Source organism: Saccharomonospora piscinae (genome assembly GCF_005862235.1).
Taxonomy (GTDB): Bacteria; Actinomycetota; Actinomycetes; order Mycobacteriales; family Pseudonocardiaceae; genus Saccharomonospora; species Saccharomonospora piscinae.
The window spans coordinates 531004-544015 of sequence record NZ_VCEK01000001.1; the positions used below are offsets into that span (position 1 = coordinate 531004).

The following is a 13012-nucleotide window of genomic DNA, read 5'->3' on the forward strand; positions in this document are numbered from 1 at the left end:
TTACCTGGAGGCCGACGTTGGCCTTAGCAACAAGATCTCCCGCGGCCAGCAGCCGCCCTGGAGGTTGGTATACTTCAATGACGGGCTCGCCTATGTGACCGTCGATCATTATGAGAACTTTTATCGATTGCCAAATTGGAGATAGAATGAGCACTCATCTGCTCGACGGAAGAAAAGTGCGAACCATTCAGGAGTTCCACAGAGAAATATCTCAACTCCTAGATTTTGGCCCATATTATGGCCATAATTTGGGCGCCTTGCGGGATCGTCTTAGTCGTGACGTGGAGCGCCCAGTCCATCTCCGCTGGGAACATGCATCGTATAGCAGATGCTTACTTGACGATGAATACTTTGGTAAAATAGTCAACATTCTGACGAGGGCTGCTCGGGACGATGAAAAATATGACTGGAGTGAGAGATTCACTTACGATCTGGTTTGGCTGAGGCGTTCTCACCGAATTCATCGAGCTTGAAGATGCCCGCCAGGTGAAGTCACGCATACTTACCGGCATGGAGCACCGGGCCGTTGCCCTTCTATCGGATGATCAAATCGCCAGAATAGCGCTCCATGCCCTGGAGCAACGGAGAGGTCATTGAGCTTCGATCTAGCCATTTGGTACCAAGAAGTGACCCCCACCCCTGAGGAAGCTTTTCGTACTTATGATCAACTAACCGATGGCTTCAGTGAAGAAGTTGCCCCACATAAGAAGATCGCGAAGTTTCATCACGAACTCTTGAGCAATTTTCCAGAACTAACTTCGGTTGACAATGCAGGATCACCCTTTGCGAGCCCTGTCGAAGTTACTGATAATTGCGTGATCTTATCCATTTCCTGGTCCCGCTCCGAGGAAACATCATCGCGAGTGATAGAAATAGCATGCAGTTATGGGTTGACGGTCTATGATCCACAGAACAATCGAGTGTACAGGGAAACGAAACAGTGAGCCTTTTCCACTTGTGCTCAGTTTGCGTGGCTGAGGGTCTGTACTGCGTTGATCAGCAGGGTCCCGTGGTGTGGGCAGGTGCGGATCTTGCGGAGGACTTTCCAGCTTTTGAGCTGGGCGTTGGCGCGTTCGCCGGGGCCGCGTAGTCGGGCGTGGGCGGCCCGCCTCCAGACACCGCCACCGAGTCCGGAGAACACGCCGTTCGTGCCGCCACGCCTCGACCAGCATGTTCGCCCATCATCTTCTCCGGCTGGCCGCGCAGTCCCCGCAGCGCGTGTTCGACATGGGCGTCGGCGACATCCCGCGCAGACGGCGGCCACCGACGGGCTTTGCGGCAGGTCCTCGGTGCGATGTTGATTCCGTGCTCCGACAGCGCCCGGCGGATCGACTCGACACCGTAGACCTGGCGACACTCGTCGATGAAGGCGACGATCAACGGTGTCGCGGGTCGAGTTCCCGCGCGAAGAAGGCCGAGGCCAACTTCAAGATCTCCTTGGCCTGCCTCAAATCCCGAACTTCCTTTGCGCAGCTTCGTCAGCTCGTCACGCTCGGCTGCCGGGGCAACCTGCCGGAGTTCTGGTCACCGGACGACTGTTCCTCTGCCAGGCCTTCTTCACCCCGCCCGCAGCGACTCATCATGCACATCAACCATCGGGGCGATCGCCCGCGCCGCGGCAAACGGGGACTCGATTTCATCCAGCCGCTCCAAGACCAGACGAACAGCCTTCTCATGGACCTCACGCGGGTCACGCTTCGACAGCCGGCTGAAGTACTGGGCCAGTGCACGGGGCACGTCGAGCATGGCACGATAGGCAATCACGTGGAGTCCTTCGTGCGAAGATCACTTTGGCGAGCGTTCTTCTATCAAGGACTATTGCGACCATCCTTGAGCGGATCACCCATCACACCAAGCAGACCACTCCGACCCTCGCCAACGTCATCATCTGCTGACTCCGACTCCCAAACCAGGTATGTGAGAAAATGGAACTCAGCGGCGACTACGACCGTGAGTACTTTCTGCGGAAGCTAGCCGAGACTGAACCATCCCGCAGGGCCATCTTCCCGTTGGGCTGCGTTGAATCGATCCGTCCGGTATTGGACGCGCTATCACGCCGTGGATTGGCAGACAGACCTGACGGCATGTCAAGCATCGTTGATGAACTCTGGATTTGCTTGGATGATCTACCTAGGTTCGCTCGGCGCTGGCCCGCGATAAGTACTCGCTTGGAAAGGGCTGCACCAAAGGAAGGCGCCAGCGAACTCGACCCGATATGGCTGGCATTGACGCAGGACGCCATTGATTGTATTGGCTATGCGGGGGTTTCAATGATCGATGAATCTACAGTGCATATTGGGCAGGCGGGCGATTACACGGCCTCGCGGATAGCCTTGTTATCCAATCGGAAAACCTGGACGTCAGCATAAGATCTGATCGGGAAGCACTCGACCAACACCCGGCCATGGCTCACGTAGTGAGCTCCCTTCACGGCTTCTTACGTCTTGCGCTTTCGAACCTGGATGTGTTCGAAAGCCGATATAGCATACACCATCGAGTTGGCGACACACTACTGGAACTCACCACCAGAGCAGCAAAATATTCGAAAGATCAACACATTCGATCTCAGAATCGGACGTCGGCGGCTGAGGCCGGTGGCGAGTGAGGAGGCCGTCGGCTCGCCGAATCCGTGGGGATCCGGACCTTGCGGGTGTTTGCCCGATCAACACGGCACCTGGATCGCTACTACTCTCGATCGGCACCGGACTGCCCACCCGGACCGGGTCCAGCAACCTCAGCGGGTCCCGTCAACAACCTGGCCGGCATTCCACCACCGGTAACCGAACGCTCACCGTGCGCTGGCCCCGCCCCTCCCCCGTGGCTAAGATCATCCCAATGGGGTCATTCGATACCGACGGGGCCACGGCGCGGCGCGTTGTCGGTGGTCCCCCGTCACCACTCGCACGCCATCGGAAGGTTCTGGTATGAGCCCACTGTCCGCCCAGAGCACCCTGGACACCGTCACCGGGTTACTGCCGCTGTCCACGACCACGACCTGCGCGGACCCCCAGGCCGTCTACAACGAGCTGCGCGCGCGCTACGGCCAGGTCGCCCCTGTGGAACTGGAGCCGGGCATCCACGCGTGGCTGGTGCTGGGGCACAAGGAAATCTGCGAGGTCACTCGCAACGAGCGGCTTTTCTCGCGCGACCCGAATCACTGGCGGCTGCTCAATGAGGGGCGCGTTCCGCCGACGTCGGGGCTCGGGCCGATGATGTTTCCCCGGGACAACGCCTACTTCGCCGACGGTGACAAGCACCGGCGGCTGCGGGCTCCTCTCGACGACGGCCTGGCCTCGCTGAACCAGCATGCGATGTCCGTGAGTATTCGCTCCATCTGCGAGCAACTGCTCGACGATGTCGCGCACACCGGGCGCGCGGATCTCGTCAACGACTACGCGGCCCAGATCCCGATGCTCGCCGTCGCGCGGATGTTCGGCCTGGACATGGCGCGAAGCCAGGAACTGCGCAAGGCGCTGATCGCCCTGTTCGGATCGGGGGACGATTCACAGGAGGGCAACGCCAATCTGGAGCGGATTCTGACCGAGGTCATCGCCGAGCGGCGGGCCGAGCCGAAGAACGACCTCACCTCAGCCTTCCTCCGGCACGAGAACCTGCACAACGACTTCGAGATCCAGCAGTCGATGGTGCTGATGATCTCGGCGGGCTACGAAACCACGACGACGTGGATCTGCCAGGCGCTGCGGTTGATGCTCACGGACCCCCGGTTCGCCGCGCGCCTGCGCGGAGGTCGGGTCGGTATCGACGACGCTCTCGACGAGGTGCTGTGGCGCGACCCTCCGATGTCGAACATGCCCGCCCGCTACGCGCTGCACCACACGAACCTGTCCGGAACCTCGATCCTGCGGGGTGACGCGCTGATCCTGGGGTTCGCCGCCGCGAACGCGGACCCGAGCGTGCGCAGCAACGACCCGTGGCTGGAGTTCGGCAACCGCGCGCATCTGGCGTGGAGCGCGGGCCCGCACACCTGCCCCGCCGACACACCCGCCCGGCTCATCACCCGCATCGCGGTCGACACCGCCTTGCAGGAACTCCACGATGTGGCCATGGACGTCGCCGCGGACCAGATCCCGCTCCTGCCGTCGCCCTGGACCCGCTGCCCAGCCTCGCTGCCGGTGCGGTTCACCCCGGACACCACCACCCGACGACTCGCTGGAGAGAACTCATGACCGATGCTGCCACCGACCAGGACGTACCTGTCGTGCCGCTCGACCCGTCGGGCGCCGACCATCACGGCGAGGCCGCGAAGCTGCGCGAGCTCGGGCCGGTCGTGCGGGTGGTCCTGCCGGGCGAGGTGCCCGCATGGGCGGTCACCGAGCACGCGCTGCTCGCCGACCTCGTGACGGACCCGAGGGTGAGCAAGGACTGGCGCAACTGGGAGGCCGTGCGCAGTGGACAGATCACCGACGACTGGCCGCTGGTCGGAATGATCAAGGTGACCAACATGGTCACCGCCGACGGCGCGGAGCACCACCGGCTGCGCAAGCCGCTCACGCGGACGTTCACCCGTGGCCGGGTGGAGGCGATGCGCCCGCGTATCACCGCGATCATCGACGCACTGCTGGACGAGTTACCTCAGCACGCGGACGCGGACGGCGTCGTCGACCTGCGCCAGTGGTACGCGTATCCGGTGCCGATGCAGGTGATCTGCGAGCTCGTCGACGTTCCCGAGTCCTGGCGCCCCCGGCTGCGGGAGCTGGTGGACAGCATCTTCCGCACCGACACCACGTCCGAGGAGGTGGTCCGGACCCAGCGAGAACGGCTGGAGCTGTTGCACCGCCTGGTCGATCTGCACCGGGAGGAGCCGGGCGACGACCTCACGAGCGCGCTGATCACCACCCAGCGGGAGGACGCGGACGCGCTGACCGACGAGGAACTGGTCGACTCGTTGTGGCTGCTGCTCACCGCGGGGCACGAGACGACGCTGAGCCTGATCGCCAACGCGGTGCGCGCCCTGCTCACCCATCCCGACCAGCTGGAGATCGCCCGCGCCGGCGACGAGGACACCTGGGCCGCGGTAGTCGAGGAGACGCTGCGCTGGGACGCTCCCATCGGCAACTTCCCGGCGCGGTATCCGCTGGAGGACATCACCATCGCGGGTGTCACGATCCCGAAGGGCGACGCCATCCTCGCGCCCTACAGCGGTGTCGGGCGCGATCCCGCCCAGCACGGCCCGGACGCCGACCGCTTCGACATCACGCGCACCCAGGCGAAGCACCTGAGTTTCGGTGGGGGGCCGCACATCTGCCTCGGCGCGCACCTCGCGCGGTGGGAGGCGCGGATCGCGTTGCCCAGGCTGTTCGAGCGCTATCCCGGGCTGAGCCTCGCCGCCGAGGCCGCCTCGCTCCCGGCGGTTCCGTCGCTGTTCTCCAACTCCGCGGCGAGCCTGCCCGTGCGGCTGAGCTGACGGGAGGTCCCTGCGGGCACGATCCGCGACGCCCGCAGGGACCCCGTCTCACTCCTGGCTCTCAGAGCCCCTAACACATTGGTCTGTTCGGCTCGCGACGCCCAGGCGGCGCCTCGCTGCGTTGGAGGATCGCCCACGTACTTCCAGTACGCGGACGCCCCTCCGCCTTGCGACGCACCGCCTGGCCGCCGCTCCCTGATCGAACGCCAATGTGTTAGGGGCTCTCAGGCAACTCCGGCCAGACGAGTCCGGCCAGTTCCGAGGCGGCGGCGCAGGGGTCCATCTCGGAGGCCGTGACCGACACCGCGACCACCTCGCGTTCGTTCGGGTCATCGGCGGAGAACGCGATGTGCGGGGTCGAGACCTCGCAGCCGAAGTCGCCGAGGGTCGCCGTCATCGTGGGCCGTCCCGCGATCTCGTCGGCGAAGTCGGTCAGGTCGGGCTGGAGCGCGACGTCGAAGCTCAGCTCGGCGGAGGCGTCCGTCATGGCGGGCCACGTGCATCCGTGCCCGCCGACCGCTTCCTGCGCGGCGACTCCGTCGCCGAGCACGTCGGCGGCGTCCGCGTCGTCGAGCAGGGAGCACGGCTCGATCTCCGCGAGCGAACCCGGCTGGAACGAGTGCGTGAACACCTCGTCGGACAGCGCGGCCGACTGGACGCCGTCGGTCGCGGCGTCGGCGATCCGGCAGGTCGCCTCCGGCTCGCCCTGCTCGGCGCCTTCCAGTTCCCGGGCCGCGATCGTCAGGCCGATGTCGTCGCCGAACACGAGTGCCCGCAGGCAGCCGATCTCGCTGTCGATGCTCTGCCGGTGCAGGCCACGCGACAGTTCCTCGTCCTCCGTGGGCCAGACGGTCTGTTGCGACTCGTCGTAGAGGTTGCCGACCGTGAGGGTCATGGTCGCGTCGGGGGTGTCGACGCCGACGAGGCAGTGCGAGAAGCCCGGCCGCTCGAAGTCGATCGTGCCCTCCGCTTCCTCGATCGTCCTCGGGTCGAGCAGGGCACAGAAGTCCACCGCGGCGAGGTCGCCGAGGGCGGCCTCCGCGGTCAGCGGCGGCTGCGCGGCGGAGCTGGGGGTGTCCGTGGTGTCGGACTGCTGGTCCTCCGACGTAGCACACGACGCGGTCAGCGTCACTGCCGCCACGGCGGCGATAAGTCCTGATTGTTTCTTGAGCACGGTTCGTGTATCGATCCCGGGACGAGTGCCGTCACGCCCGTGACGCTCTCGTGATGATCATGAAAGTTCGCCGAGACACCAGCGCTCTCCCCTTTGTTCCGCACCCACTTCTCGGCCATTCGGCCTACGACTTCCGGCGGCAGGAATTCCCCGCGGTCTTGTCTAAAGTTCACCCGACTGTGTGACTTCAGACAGTGCTGTTCAACCCTGAGCCGGAGGTGGCATGTCCCGCTTCAGATCCCTGCTCCTTCCCACCGCGCTGGCGCTCGGCGTCGGTGGCGTGCTGGCCGCGCCCGTGGCCACCGCCGCTCCCGCCGGGGCGCAGGAGTGCGACACCACGAGCACGCCCTACAACTACGTCGTGCTGTATCAGGCGGGCACGCCGGAGGCGGCCGTCGACCGCGAACTCGACGCACAGTGCGGCGACCGGGTCGCGTACTACCGGGAGATCGGCGTGGCCGTGGCCAGCTCCCGAAACGCCGACTTCGCTGAGCGGCTGGGAACCCACCGCGCCTACTCCGGTTCCCGGGAAGTCGCGCTCCCGTCCGCGTCGAGCGCGGCGGCTCGCGCGCAGGCCCGCGCCGAGATCGAGACCGAGGAGACCGTCGAGGTCGTGGCGGCCGCCGATCTCTCGGACCAGCAGTGGGACATGCGCATGATCCAGGCGCCGGAGGCCAACGCCGTGAACGAGGGCAGTGCCTCGGTGACGGTGGGCGTGCTCGACTCCGGCATCGAGCCCACGCACCCCGCCCTCGCGGAGTCACTCGACCCCGCGACCTCCGCCGGGTGCAACAGCGGCGCCCCCGACACGGACCCGGCGGCGTGGAGCCCGACGACCTCCGACCACGGCACCCACGTCGCGGGCACGATCGCGGGCCGCGACACCGACCGGGACTTCACCGGGGTCGCACCGGGCGTGCGCATGGCGTCGGTGAAGGTCGTCAACGACAGCGGCTACATCTACCCGGAGGCGGCGGTCTGCGGCTTCATGTGGGCGGCCGAGCACGGCTTCGAGGTGACCAACAACAGCTACTACATCGACCCGGGCATGTTCTACTGCCCGACTCAGCCGGGTGACTCGGCGGCCTACGAGGCGGTGCGGCGCGCGGTCGCCCACTCCCAGAGGGAGGGCGTGCTCAACGTCGCGGCGGCGGGCAACAGCAACTTCGATCTGGCGAACCCGCCGGAGACGGACCCCAACCGAGGGCACCCGGTGGACGGTGGCTGCGCCATCCTGCCCAAGGGCCTCGACGGCGTGGTGACCACCTCGTCCGTCGGCTACGAGGGCACCAAGTCCTCGTTCAGCAACTACGGCACCGGCGAGGTCGACGTGACCGCGCCGGGCGGCGACTTCGCCCAGCTCCCGCCCGAGGGTGAAGGGGCGGGCTGCGTCCTGTCGAGCGTGGCGGGCGGGCAGTACGGCACAAAGTGCGGTACGTCCATGGCCTCGCCGCACGCCGCCGGAGTGGCCGCGCTGATCGCGAGCCGCCACCCGCACATCCCGCCGCAGGCCACGGCGGCGCTGCTGCGGGCCAAGGCGGACCGCGTCGCGTGTGGTGACGACGACCGCTGCGACGGACCGGCCGCGAACAACTCGTTCTACGGCCGGGGAATGGTCAACGCACTGGCCGCGGTGCGGTAGCCGACACGGGCGGGACGGGCGAGACCCACCCGTCCCGCCCGGTGACGCCGTGCGCACCACGTCGGCGCCGGACAGCGTCCAACGGCGACGTCAGGTGGCGTGAACCAGTGCGGCGTAGAGGGTCAGGCCGGGGCCGAAGGCCATCGCGACCCCGTACCGTCCCACCCGGGGGCGGCAGGCGGCGCGCAACGCGCTGAGCACGAGCAGCACCGTCGCGGAGGAGCAGTTGCCGTGCTCGGCCAGAACGTGCCGGGACTCCGCGAGAGCGGCGTCGGGCAACGTCAGTCCGCCGCGCACGGCCTCCAGGATGCGAGGTCCTCCCGGGTGTACGGCCCAGGCGTCGACGTCCGCCGTGGTCAGGCCGTGCCGCGCGAGCAGTTCGGTGATCATCGGGGCGACGTGGCGGGACAGCACGTCCGGAACGCGGGGCGACAGCCCCATGCGGAAGCCGAGGTCGGTGACGTTCCAGGTCATGTGGTCCGCGCCTGCCGGGTCGGTCAACGCCGCGATGTCCACGACCGCGAGCCCCCCGTTTCGGGGCCCCGGCTGCACGACCACCGCCGCCGCCGCGTCGCTGAACAGGGAGTGCGCCACGGCTTGGTCCAGGCTTTCGGTGGCCGGTTGCAGGTGCAGGGAAGTGAGTTCCAGGCACAGCAGTACCGCTGCCCTGTCCCGCGACGACACGAAGTCCGCGACCGCGCCGAGTCCCGGGATCGCGGCGTGGCAACCCATGTGGCCGATCAACAGCCGCTGGACGTCGGGCGTCATCCCGAGATCGGCGGTGACCCGGATGTCCAGTCCCGGCGTGGTGTAGCCGGTGCAGGAGGCCACCGCCAACAGGCCGACGTCCTCGGCGGCCAGACCGCTGTCGGCCAGCGCGGCGGCGACCGCACCCACTCCCAGCGGAGGCGCCTCCTGGGCGTAGCGCCGCATCCGGGCACCGGTTGACCACGTCGACACGTCCTCGACCAGCGGGTTCACCGCTGTGTGACGGCGGCGGACCCGCGCGGAGCGAAACACCCGCCCCGCGGCCTCGGCGCCCGCGAAGTGACGAGCGAAGAACCCCTCCCACAGCACGTCCTGGCCGACGCACTCGGGCAGCGCACTCCCGAATCCGGTGATGTGGGCGGTGGTGCTCACCATCGAGGAACTGCCGTATCCCGGTCGGGATCGCCGCCCAGTGCCGCGACCCCGAGCCAGTCGGCGCAGACGTCCGAGGTCGGTGGTTGCAGCGCGCCACATCGGGCGTCGCGGAAAAGTCGTTCGAGGGCGTGGCCACGGCGGGTGGCCGAGGTGCCCGCGGCCTCGAGCATGCTGGTGGCGACCTGGGCGGCGGTGTCACCGGCGAGCAGTTTCGCGCGCCACGCCCACCGGCGTGTCTCCTCCGCGCCGGGATCGGTGTCGACCCGCCATGCGGCCTCGGTGACGGTGAGGCGGGCCGCCGCCACCGCCGCGTCCGCTCGGCCGATCCGGGCTCGCGCGGCGGGCAGGTGCTGCAGACCTCGCTCGGTCAGGTGTGCCGAGGCGGCGTCGATCGCGGACTGTGCCACCCCGACGTAGACCGCCGCATAGGACGCGACCAGCCAGTGCGGCATGACCTGCGCCAGTAGCAGGGTGAGCCCCTCGACACCGCCGAGGAGAGCGTCGGCGGGAACGGTGACGTCCAGGTGCAGGTCGTGGCTGCCGGTGGCCCGCATACCCAGTGAGTTCCACGTCGGTTCGACGGTCACTCCGGCGCAGGCCGGGACGAGGAAGTACGACACGACCGGCTCACTGTCCACCCCGGTTTCCGCGGCCCGCGCCGCCACCAGGTACGCGTCGGCGTGACCGGCAGCGGACACGAACGCCTTGGAACCCGTGAGGTGGAACCCCCCGTCCGTTCGCTCGTAGCGGGTCGTCAGCCGCGACAGCCGGGAGCCCGCACCGCGTTCGCTCATGGCCACGGCGTAGAGAGCACCGGCTGCGGCGTCGGCGAGAATGCGGTCACGAGCGGCGAAGTAGCTCGGCGGGGCTCCCATCGACCGGGCCACCTCGTCCGGTGTGTGCGCCAACGAGCCCGTCACCGAGGCGTGCATGTTGAAGATCAGAGCGGTCGCACCCGATCCGGTGGCGAGCACGCTCGCGACGTCGGCGTAGTCGGTGAAGCGGGCTCCGCAACCACCGAGCCGCGGGGGCACCATCAGCCCCAGCAGCCCTGCCGCGCGCAGTGCGTCGAAGTCCTCCCGGGGGAAGGCTCCCGTCTCGTCGTACTCCGCGGCGCGGTGCGCCAGCGCCGGAGCCAGGTCGCGCGCGGTCACCACGGGGCTCACCCGGTCCGCGCTCGTCATCGCCGTCGCCCCACGGCCTGGAAGAGCACCGCCGTGGTCGGTGCCGGTCGCATGCGGACCCGCTCGGTGCGTCCGGCCAGCCAGCGCGCCAGATCGGTGAGGCTCGGCCTGATTCCCCGCAGTCGCAGGGTCACGCGGTGCGCCGCGCACTGGCGCACGAGCGCGGCGCGGTCGACGAACAATGCCGGATCGTGAATACCCGGTGGAGGGCCACCCGGTATCCGCTCGGCCACCGTCACCGCGAGGAAACGCGCCAGCGCCGTCGCGGCCAGCGTGTCGATCACCAGCAGTCCTCCGGTACGGAGCAGCCGGCAGGCTTCGCCGACCACCGTCGGCAGGTCATCGACGTGTTCGAGGATCTCCCCCGCGCTGACCACGTCCGCGCAACCATCGCGCAGCGGCACGTTCAGCACGTCACCGCGGACGGGAGTCACCCCGTGCCGGGCGGCCTGCAGCAGCGCGGAGGAACCAAGATCCACCCCGATGTGGTGGAAACCCTTGCCTTCCAGGTGCGGAGCCAGAAGCCCCGCCCCACAGCCGAGGTCGACCAGCACGGCGCCGGGACGGCCGGCCGGTGGCACCAGGGCCGCCCTCGCCGCGGCCAGCCAGTGCAGCGCCGCGAAGGCCCCACGGGGACGCCACCACTCCGCGGCGAGGTCGTCGTACTGCGCCGGGTCGTTGCGGCCCCGGGGCGACTCCGGGTGGGAAGACCGCCACATCCGGACGTCCGGTAAGGCAAGCACCTCCGCAGTGTGGCCGATCGCGACGATGTCGGCTGGCCTCGGAAACCGTCACGGTGAAGCACTCACGCCACGATCGTGTGACCGGCCGCGACCAGCAACGCCAGGTCGAGCAGCGCGACCACCAGCACCGCGCGGAACGATGCGTGCGACCCTGCGGCACGCCCCAGGAGGAAACCGGTCGCCAGCACGGCCGTCGCGAGCACGGGGACTCCCGCCGCCACAAGCGGCTCCACCGGCGCCGTGACCGCGAGGATCACCGACGCGGTCAGCAGCAGCGTCGCCGCCGCCGTGCGGCTGCCCACGGCGCCGAGCCGGTGCGGCAGCCCGTGGACACCGGTCGCCGCGTCGGCCGTGAGGTCAGGCAGCACGTTGGTGAAATGCGCTCCCGCGCCGAGCAGCGCACCGGCGACCGGCAGCCACCAGGGCGGCGCGGGCGCACCGGGAAGCCCGAGGACCACGAATGTGGGTAGCAGCCCGAACGACAGCGCGTACGGCAGCACCGACAGCGGCGTCGACTTGACACCGGCGTTGTAGACCCACGCCGAGGCCACGGCCACCAGGTGAACCGCCCCCGCCACCATCCCCGACGCCAGCGACGCGGGCACGCACACGAGCGCGGCGATCACCGTCGCCACACCCAATGCCCGCCGCGAGACGCCGCAAGCCACCACGGGTTTGTCCTTCCGCCCGGCGAGCCGGTCGCGGTCGGCGTCGAGGTAGTCGTTGAGCCACCCGACCGACAGCTGCCCCGACAGCACGGCCACCGCCACCGCCACCACTCCGCTGCCGTCGCGTCCGGTGCTCAGTGCCAGCCCCACGGCGACGGCGGTGACGACCACGGTCGGTTCCGGGTGACTGGCGCGGACCAACGCCATCGCACGTGCTGCGGGACCTCCCACGCACCGCAGTCTGACACGGCGGGCTCGCACCGCCCACCGGGCGAGCAGGCCAGCCAGTGCGGGCCCGGGCGCGACCCGGCTGCTGGCCGAAAGCGGGTGACGCAGGCGAGACTGGGGCATGACCGCGCACGCACACGCTCTGGGAATGCAGCCGGACGAGGCCGTCGCTTTCGTGCTCGACCAGTTGCGCTCCCACGGGCACCGGATCACCGGGGCGCGCAGCGCGGTGATCGAGGCGTTGGCACAGATCGGCGGGCATCCCAGCGCGGAGCAGCTGGCCGAGCGCGTGCGGGCACGCTACCCCGCCATCCACCGCGCCACCGTGTACCGGACGCTGGAGACGCTGTCGGAACTCGGTGTGGTGACGCACGTCCACATCGGGGGCGGGGCCAGTACCTACCACCTCACGCCCGGCACGGCGGCGAACGGACACCTGCACGCGAGCTGCCGCGGGTGTGGGCGAATCGTCGACCTGCCCGGCGACCTGCTCGCGCCGGTGGTGGAACGGCTCGCGCGGGAGAGTGAGTTCGAACTCGACCCCGCCCAGGTCGCCCTGTCCGGCCGCTGCCGGGAGTGCCGCGACGCCACAGGCTAGCGGGTGCCCGTGATGGGGTGATGGGGGCGATGCCCCGGTCCACGTCACCGCAACGGACCTTGACGCGACAAAGTCGCAGTTGCGACGCTGTCGTGCAGCGAAGGCCACCTTCACTGCGTGTGGCACCACGGCACTACCCGGCACAGCCCTCTGACGCTCGCACCCCGGGCCCGTCCGACCGATCCGAGGGAGGCAGCGGCCTTGACG

The 13012-nt window shown here is 68.3% G+C and carries 11 protein-coding genes, 1 pseudogene and 1 other annotated feature; of the genes and pseudogenes, 5 read left to right on the forward strand and 7 right to left on the reverse strand.

What is annotated here, in order from left to right:
* The first annotated feature begins 146 nt into the window (after positions 1-146).
* Positions 147-473 carry a barstar family protein gene (locus FFT09_RS02515; RefSeq protein ID WP_138381708.1) on the forward strand — a complete coding sequence of 109 codons (327 nt, stop codon included), beginning with the start codon at positions 147-149 and terminating at the stop codon, positions 471-473.
* A 488-nt stretch (positions 474-961) separates the two neighbouring features.
* Here the strand turns inward: FFT09_RS02515 and FFT09_RS02520 are convergent.
* Positions 962-1102: pseudogene (locus FFT09_RS02520) on the reverse strand (IS5/IS1182 family transposase); the annotation flags it as partial.
* Between the two features lie 185 nt (positions 1103-1287).
* Positions 1288-1416, reverse strand: a sequence feature (AL1L pseudoknot).
* A gap of 141 nt (positions 1417-1557) precedes the next feature.
* Positions 1558-1764 carry a hypothetical protein gene (locus FFT09_RS02525; protein ID WP_138381709.1) on the reverse strand — a complete coding sequence of 69 codons (207 nt, stop codon included), beginning with the start codon at positions 1762-1764 and terminating at the stop codon, positions 1558-1560.
* Between the two features lie 1160 nt (positions 1765-2924).
* Between FFT09_RS02525 and FFT09_RS02530 the strand changes: the two genes are divergently transcribed.
* Positions 2925-4187 carry a cytochrome P450 gene (locus FFT09_RS02530; protein WP_081190571.1) on the forward strand — a complete coding sequence of 421 codons (1263 nt, stop codon included), beginning with the start codon at positions 2925-2927 and terminating at the stop codon, positions 4185-4187.
* Positions 4184-5425 (forward strand): cytochrome P450 family protein, encoded by a 1242-nt coding sequence (locus FFT09_RS02535; protein ID WP_138381710.1) that lies wholly within the window; start codon positions 4184-4186, stop codon positions 5423-5425. Before FFT09_RS02530 ends, FFT09_RS02535 begins: the two co-directional genes overlap by 4 nt.
* A 214-nt stretch (positions 5426-5639) precedes the next feature.
* Here FFT09_RS02535 and FFT09_RS02540 read toward each other — a convergent pair whose 3' ends face one another.
* Positions 5640-6566 carry a DUF3558 family protein gene (locus FFT09_RS02540; protein WP_244231181.1) on the reverse strand — a complete coding sequence of 309 codons (927 nt, stop codon included), beginning with the start codon at positions 6564-6566 and terminating at the stop codon, positions 5640-5642.
* A 256-nt stretch (positions 6567-6822) separates the two neighbouring features.
* On the opposite strand from FFT09_RS02540, the gene FFT09_RS02545 reads away from it, so the two are divergent.
* Positions 6823-8241, forward strand: a complete 1419-nt coding sequence (locus tag FFT09_RS02545) for a S8 family peptidase (RefSeq protein ID WP_138381712.1) — start codon at positions 6823-6825, stop codon at positions 8239-8241.
* A gap of 90 nt (positions 8242-8331) precedes the next feature.
* Here FFT09_RS02545 and FFT09_RS02550 read toward each other — a convergent pair whose 3' ends face one another.
* The 4 genes from FFT09_RS02550 to FFT09_RS02565 all read right to left on the reverse strand — a co-directional run bounded on the left by FFT09_RS02550 (position 8332) and on the right by FFT09_RS02565 (position 12210).
* A complete protein-coding gene (locus FFT09_RS02550; protein WP_138381713.1) occupies positions 8332-9384 on the reverse strand; it encodes a type III polyketide synthase in 1053 nt (350 codons plus the stop codon).
* Entirely contained in the window at positions 9378-10568 is a 1191-nt protein-coding gene (locus FFT09_RS02555; RefSeq protein WP_138381714.1) for an acyl-CoA dehydrogenase family protein, read from the reverse strand. Before FFT09_RS02555 ends, FFT09_RS02550 begins: the two co-directional genes overlap by 7 nt.
* Positions 10565-11311, reverse strand: coding sequence for a class I SAM-dependent methyltransferase (locus FFT09_RS02560; protein ID WP_244231183.1), 747 nt, complete (start codon positions 11309-11311; stop codon positions 10565-10567). Before FFT09_RS02560 ends, FFT09_RS02555 begins: the two co-directional genes overlap by 4 nt.
* A gap of 62 nt (positions 11312-11373) precedes the next feature.
* Positions 11374-12210, reverse strand: coding sequence for a UbiA family prenyltransferase (locus tag FFT09_RS02565; RefSeq protein ID WP_244231186.1), 837 nt, complete (start codon positions 12208-12210; stop codon positions 11374-11376).
* Between the two features lie 118 nt (positions 12211-12328).
* On the opposite strand from FFT09_RS02565, the gene FFT09_RS02570 reads away from it, so the two are divergent.
* Positions 12329-12805, forward strand: a complete 477-nt coding sequence (locus FFT09_RS02570; protein ID WP_138381716.1) for a Fur family transcriptional regulator — start codon at positions 12329-12331, stop codon at positions 12803-12805.
* Positions 12806-13012 lie beyond the last annotated feature (207 nt).

Bases quoted from the DNA above. Each gene is read 5' to 3' on its own strand.
- FFT09_RS02515 (WP_138381708.1), top strand. From the start codon at position 147: ATGAGCACTCATCTGCTCGACGGAAGAAAAGTGCGAACCATTCAGGAG.
- FFT09_RS02530 (WP_081190571.1), top strand. From the start codon at position 2,925: ATGAGCCCACTGTCCGCCCAGAGCACCCTGGACACCGTCACCGGGTTA.
- FFT09_RS02535 (WP_138381710.1), top strand. From the start codon at position 4,184: ATGACCGATGCTGCCACCGACCAGGACGTACCTGTCGTGCCGCTCGAC.
- FFT09_RS02545 (WP_138381712.1), top strand. From the start codon at position 6,823: ATGTCCCGCTTCAGATCCCTGCTCCTTCCCACCGCGCTGGCGCTCGGC.
- FFT09_RS02550 (WP_138381713.1), bottom strand. From the start codon at position 9,384: ATGGTGAGCACCACCGCCCACATCACCGGATTCGGGAGTGCGCTGCCC.
- FFT09_RS02555 (WP_138381714.1), bottom strand. From the start codon at position 10,568: ATGACGAGCGCGGACCGGGTGAGCCCCGTGGTGACCGCGCGCGACCTG.
- FFT09_RS02570 (WP_138381716.1), top strand. From the start codon at position 12,329: ATGACCGCGCACGCACACGCTCTGGGAATGCAGCCGGACGAGGCCGTC.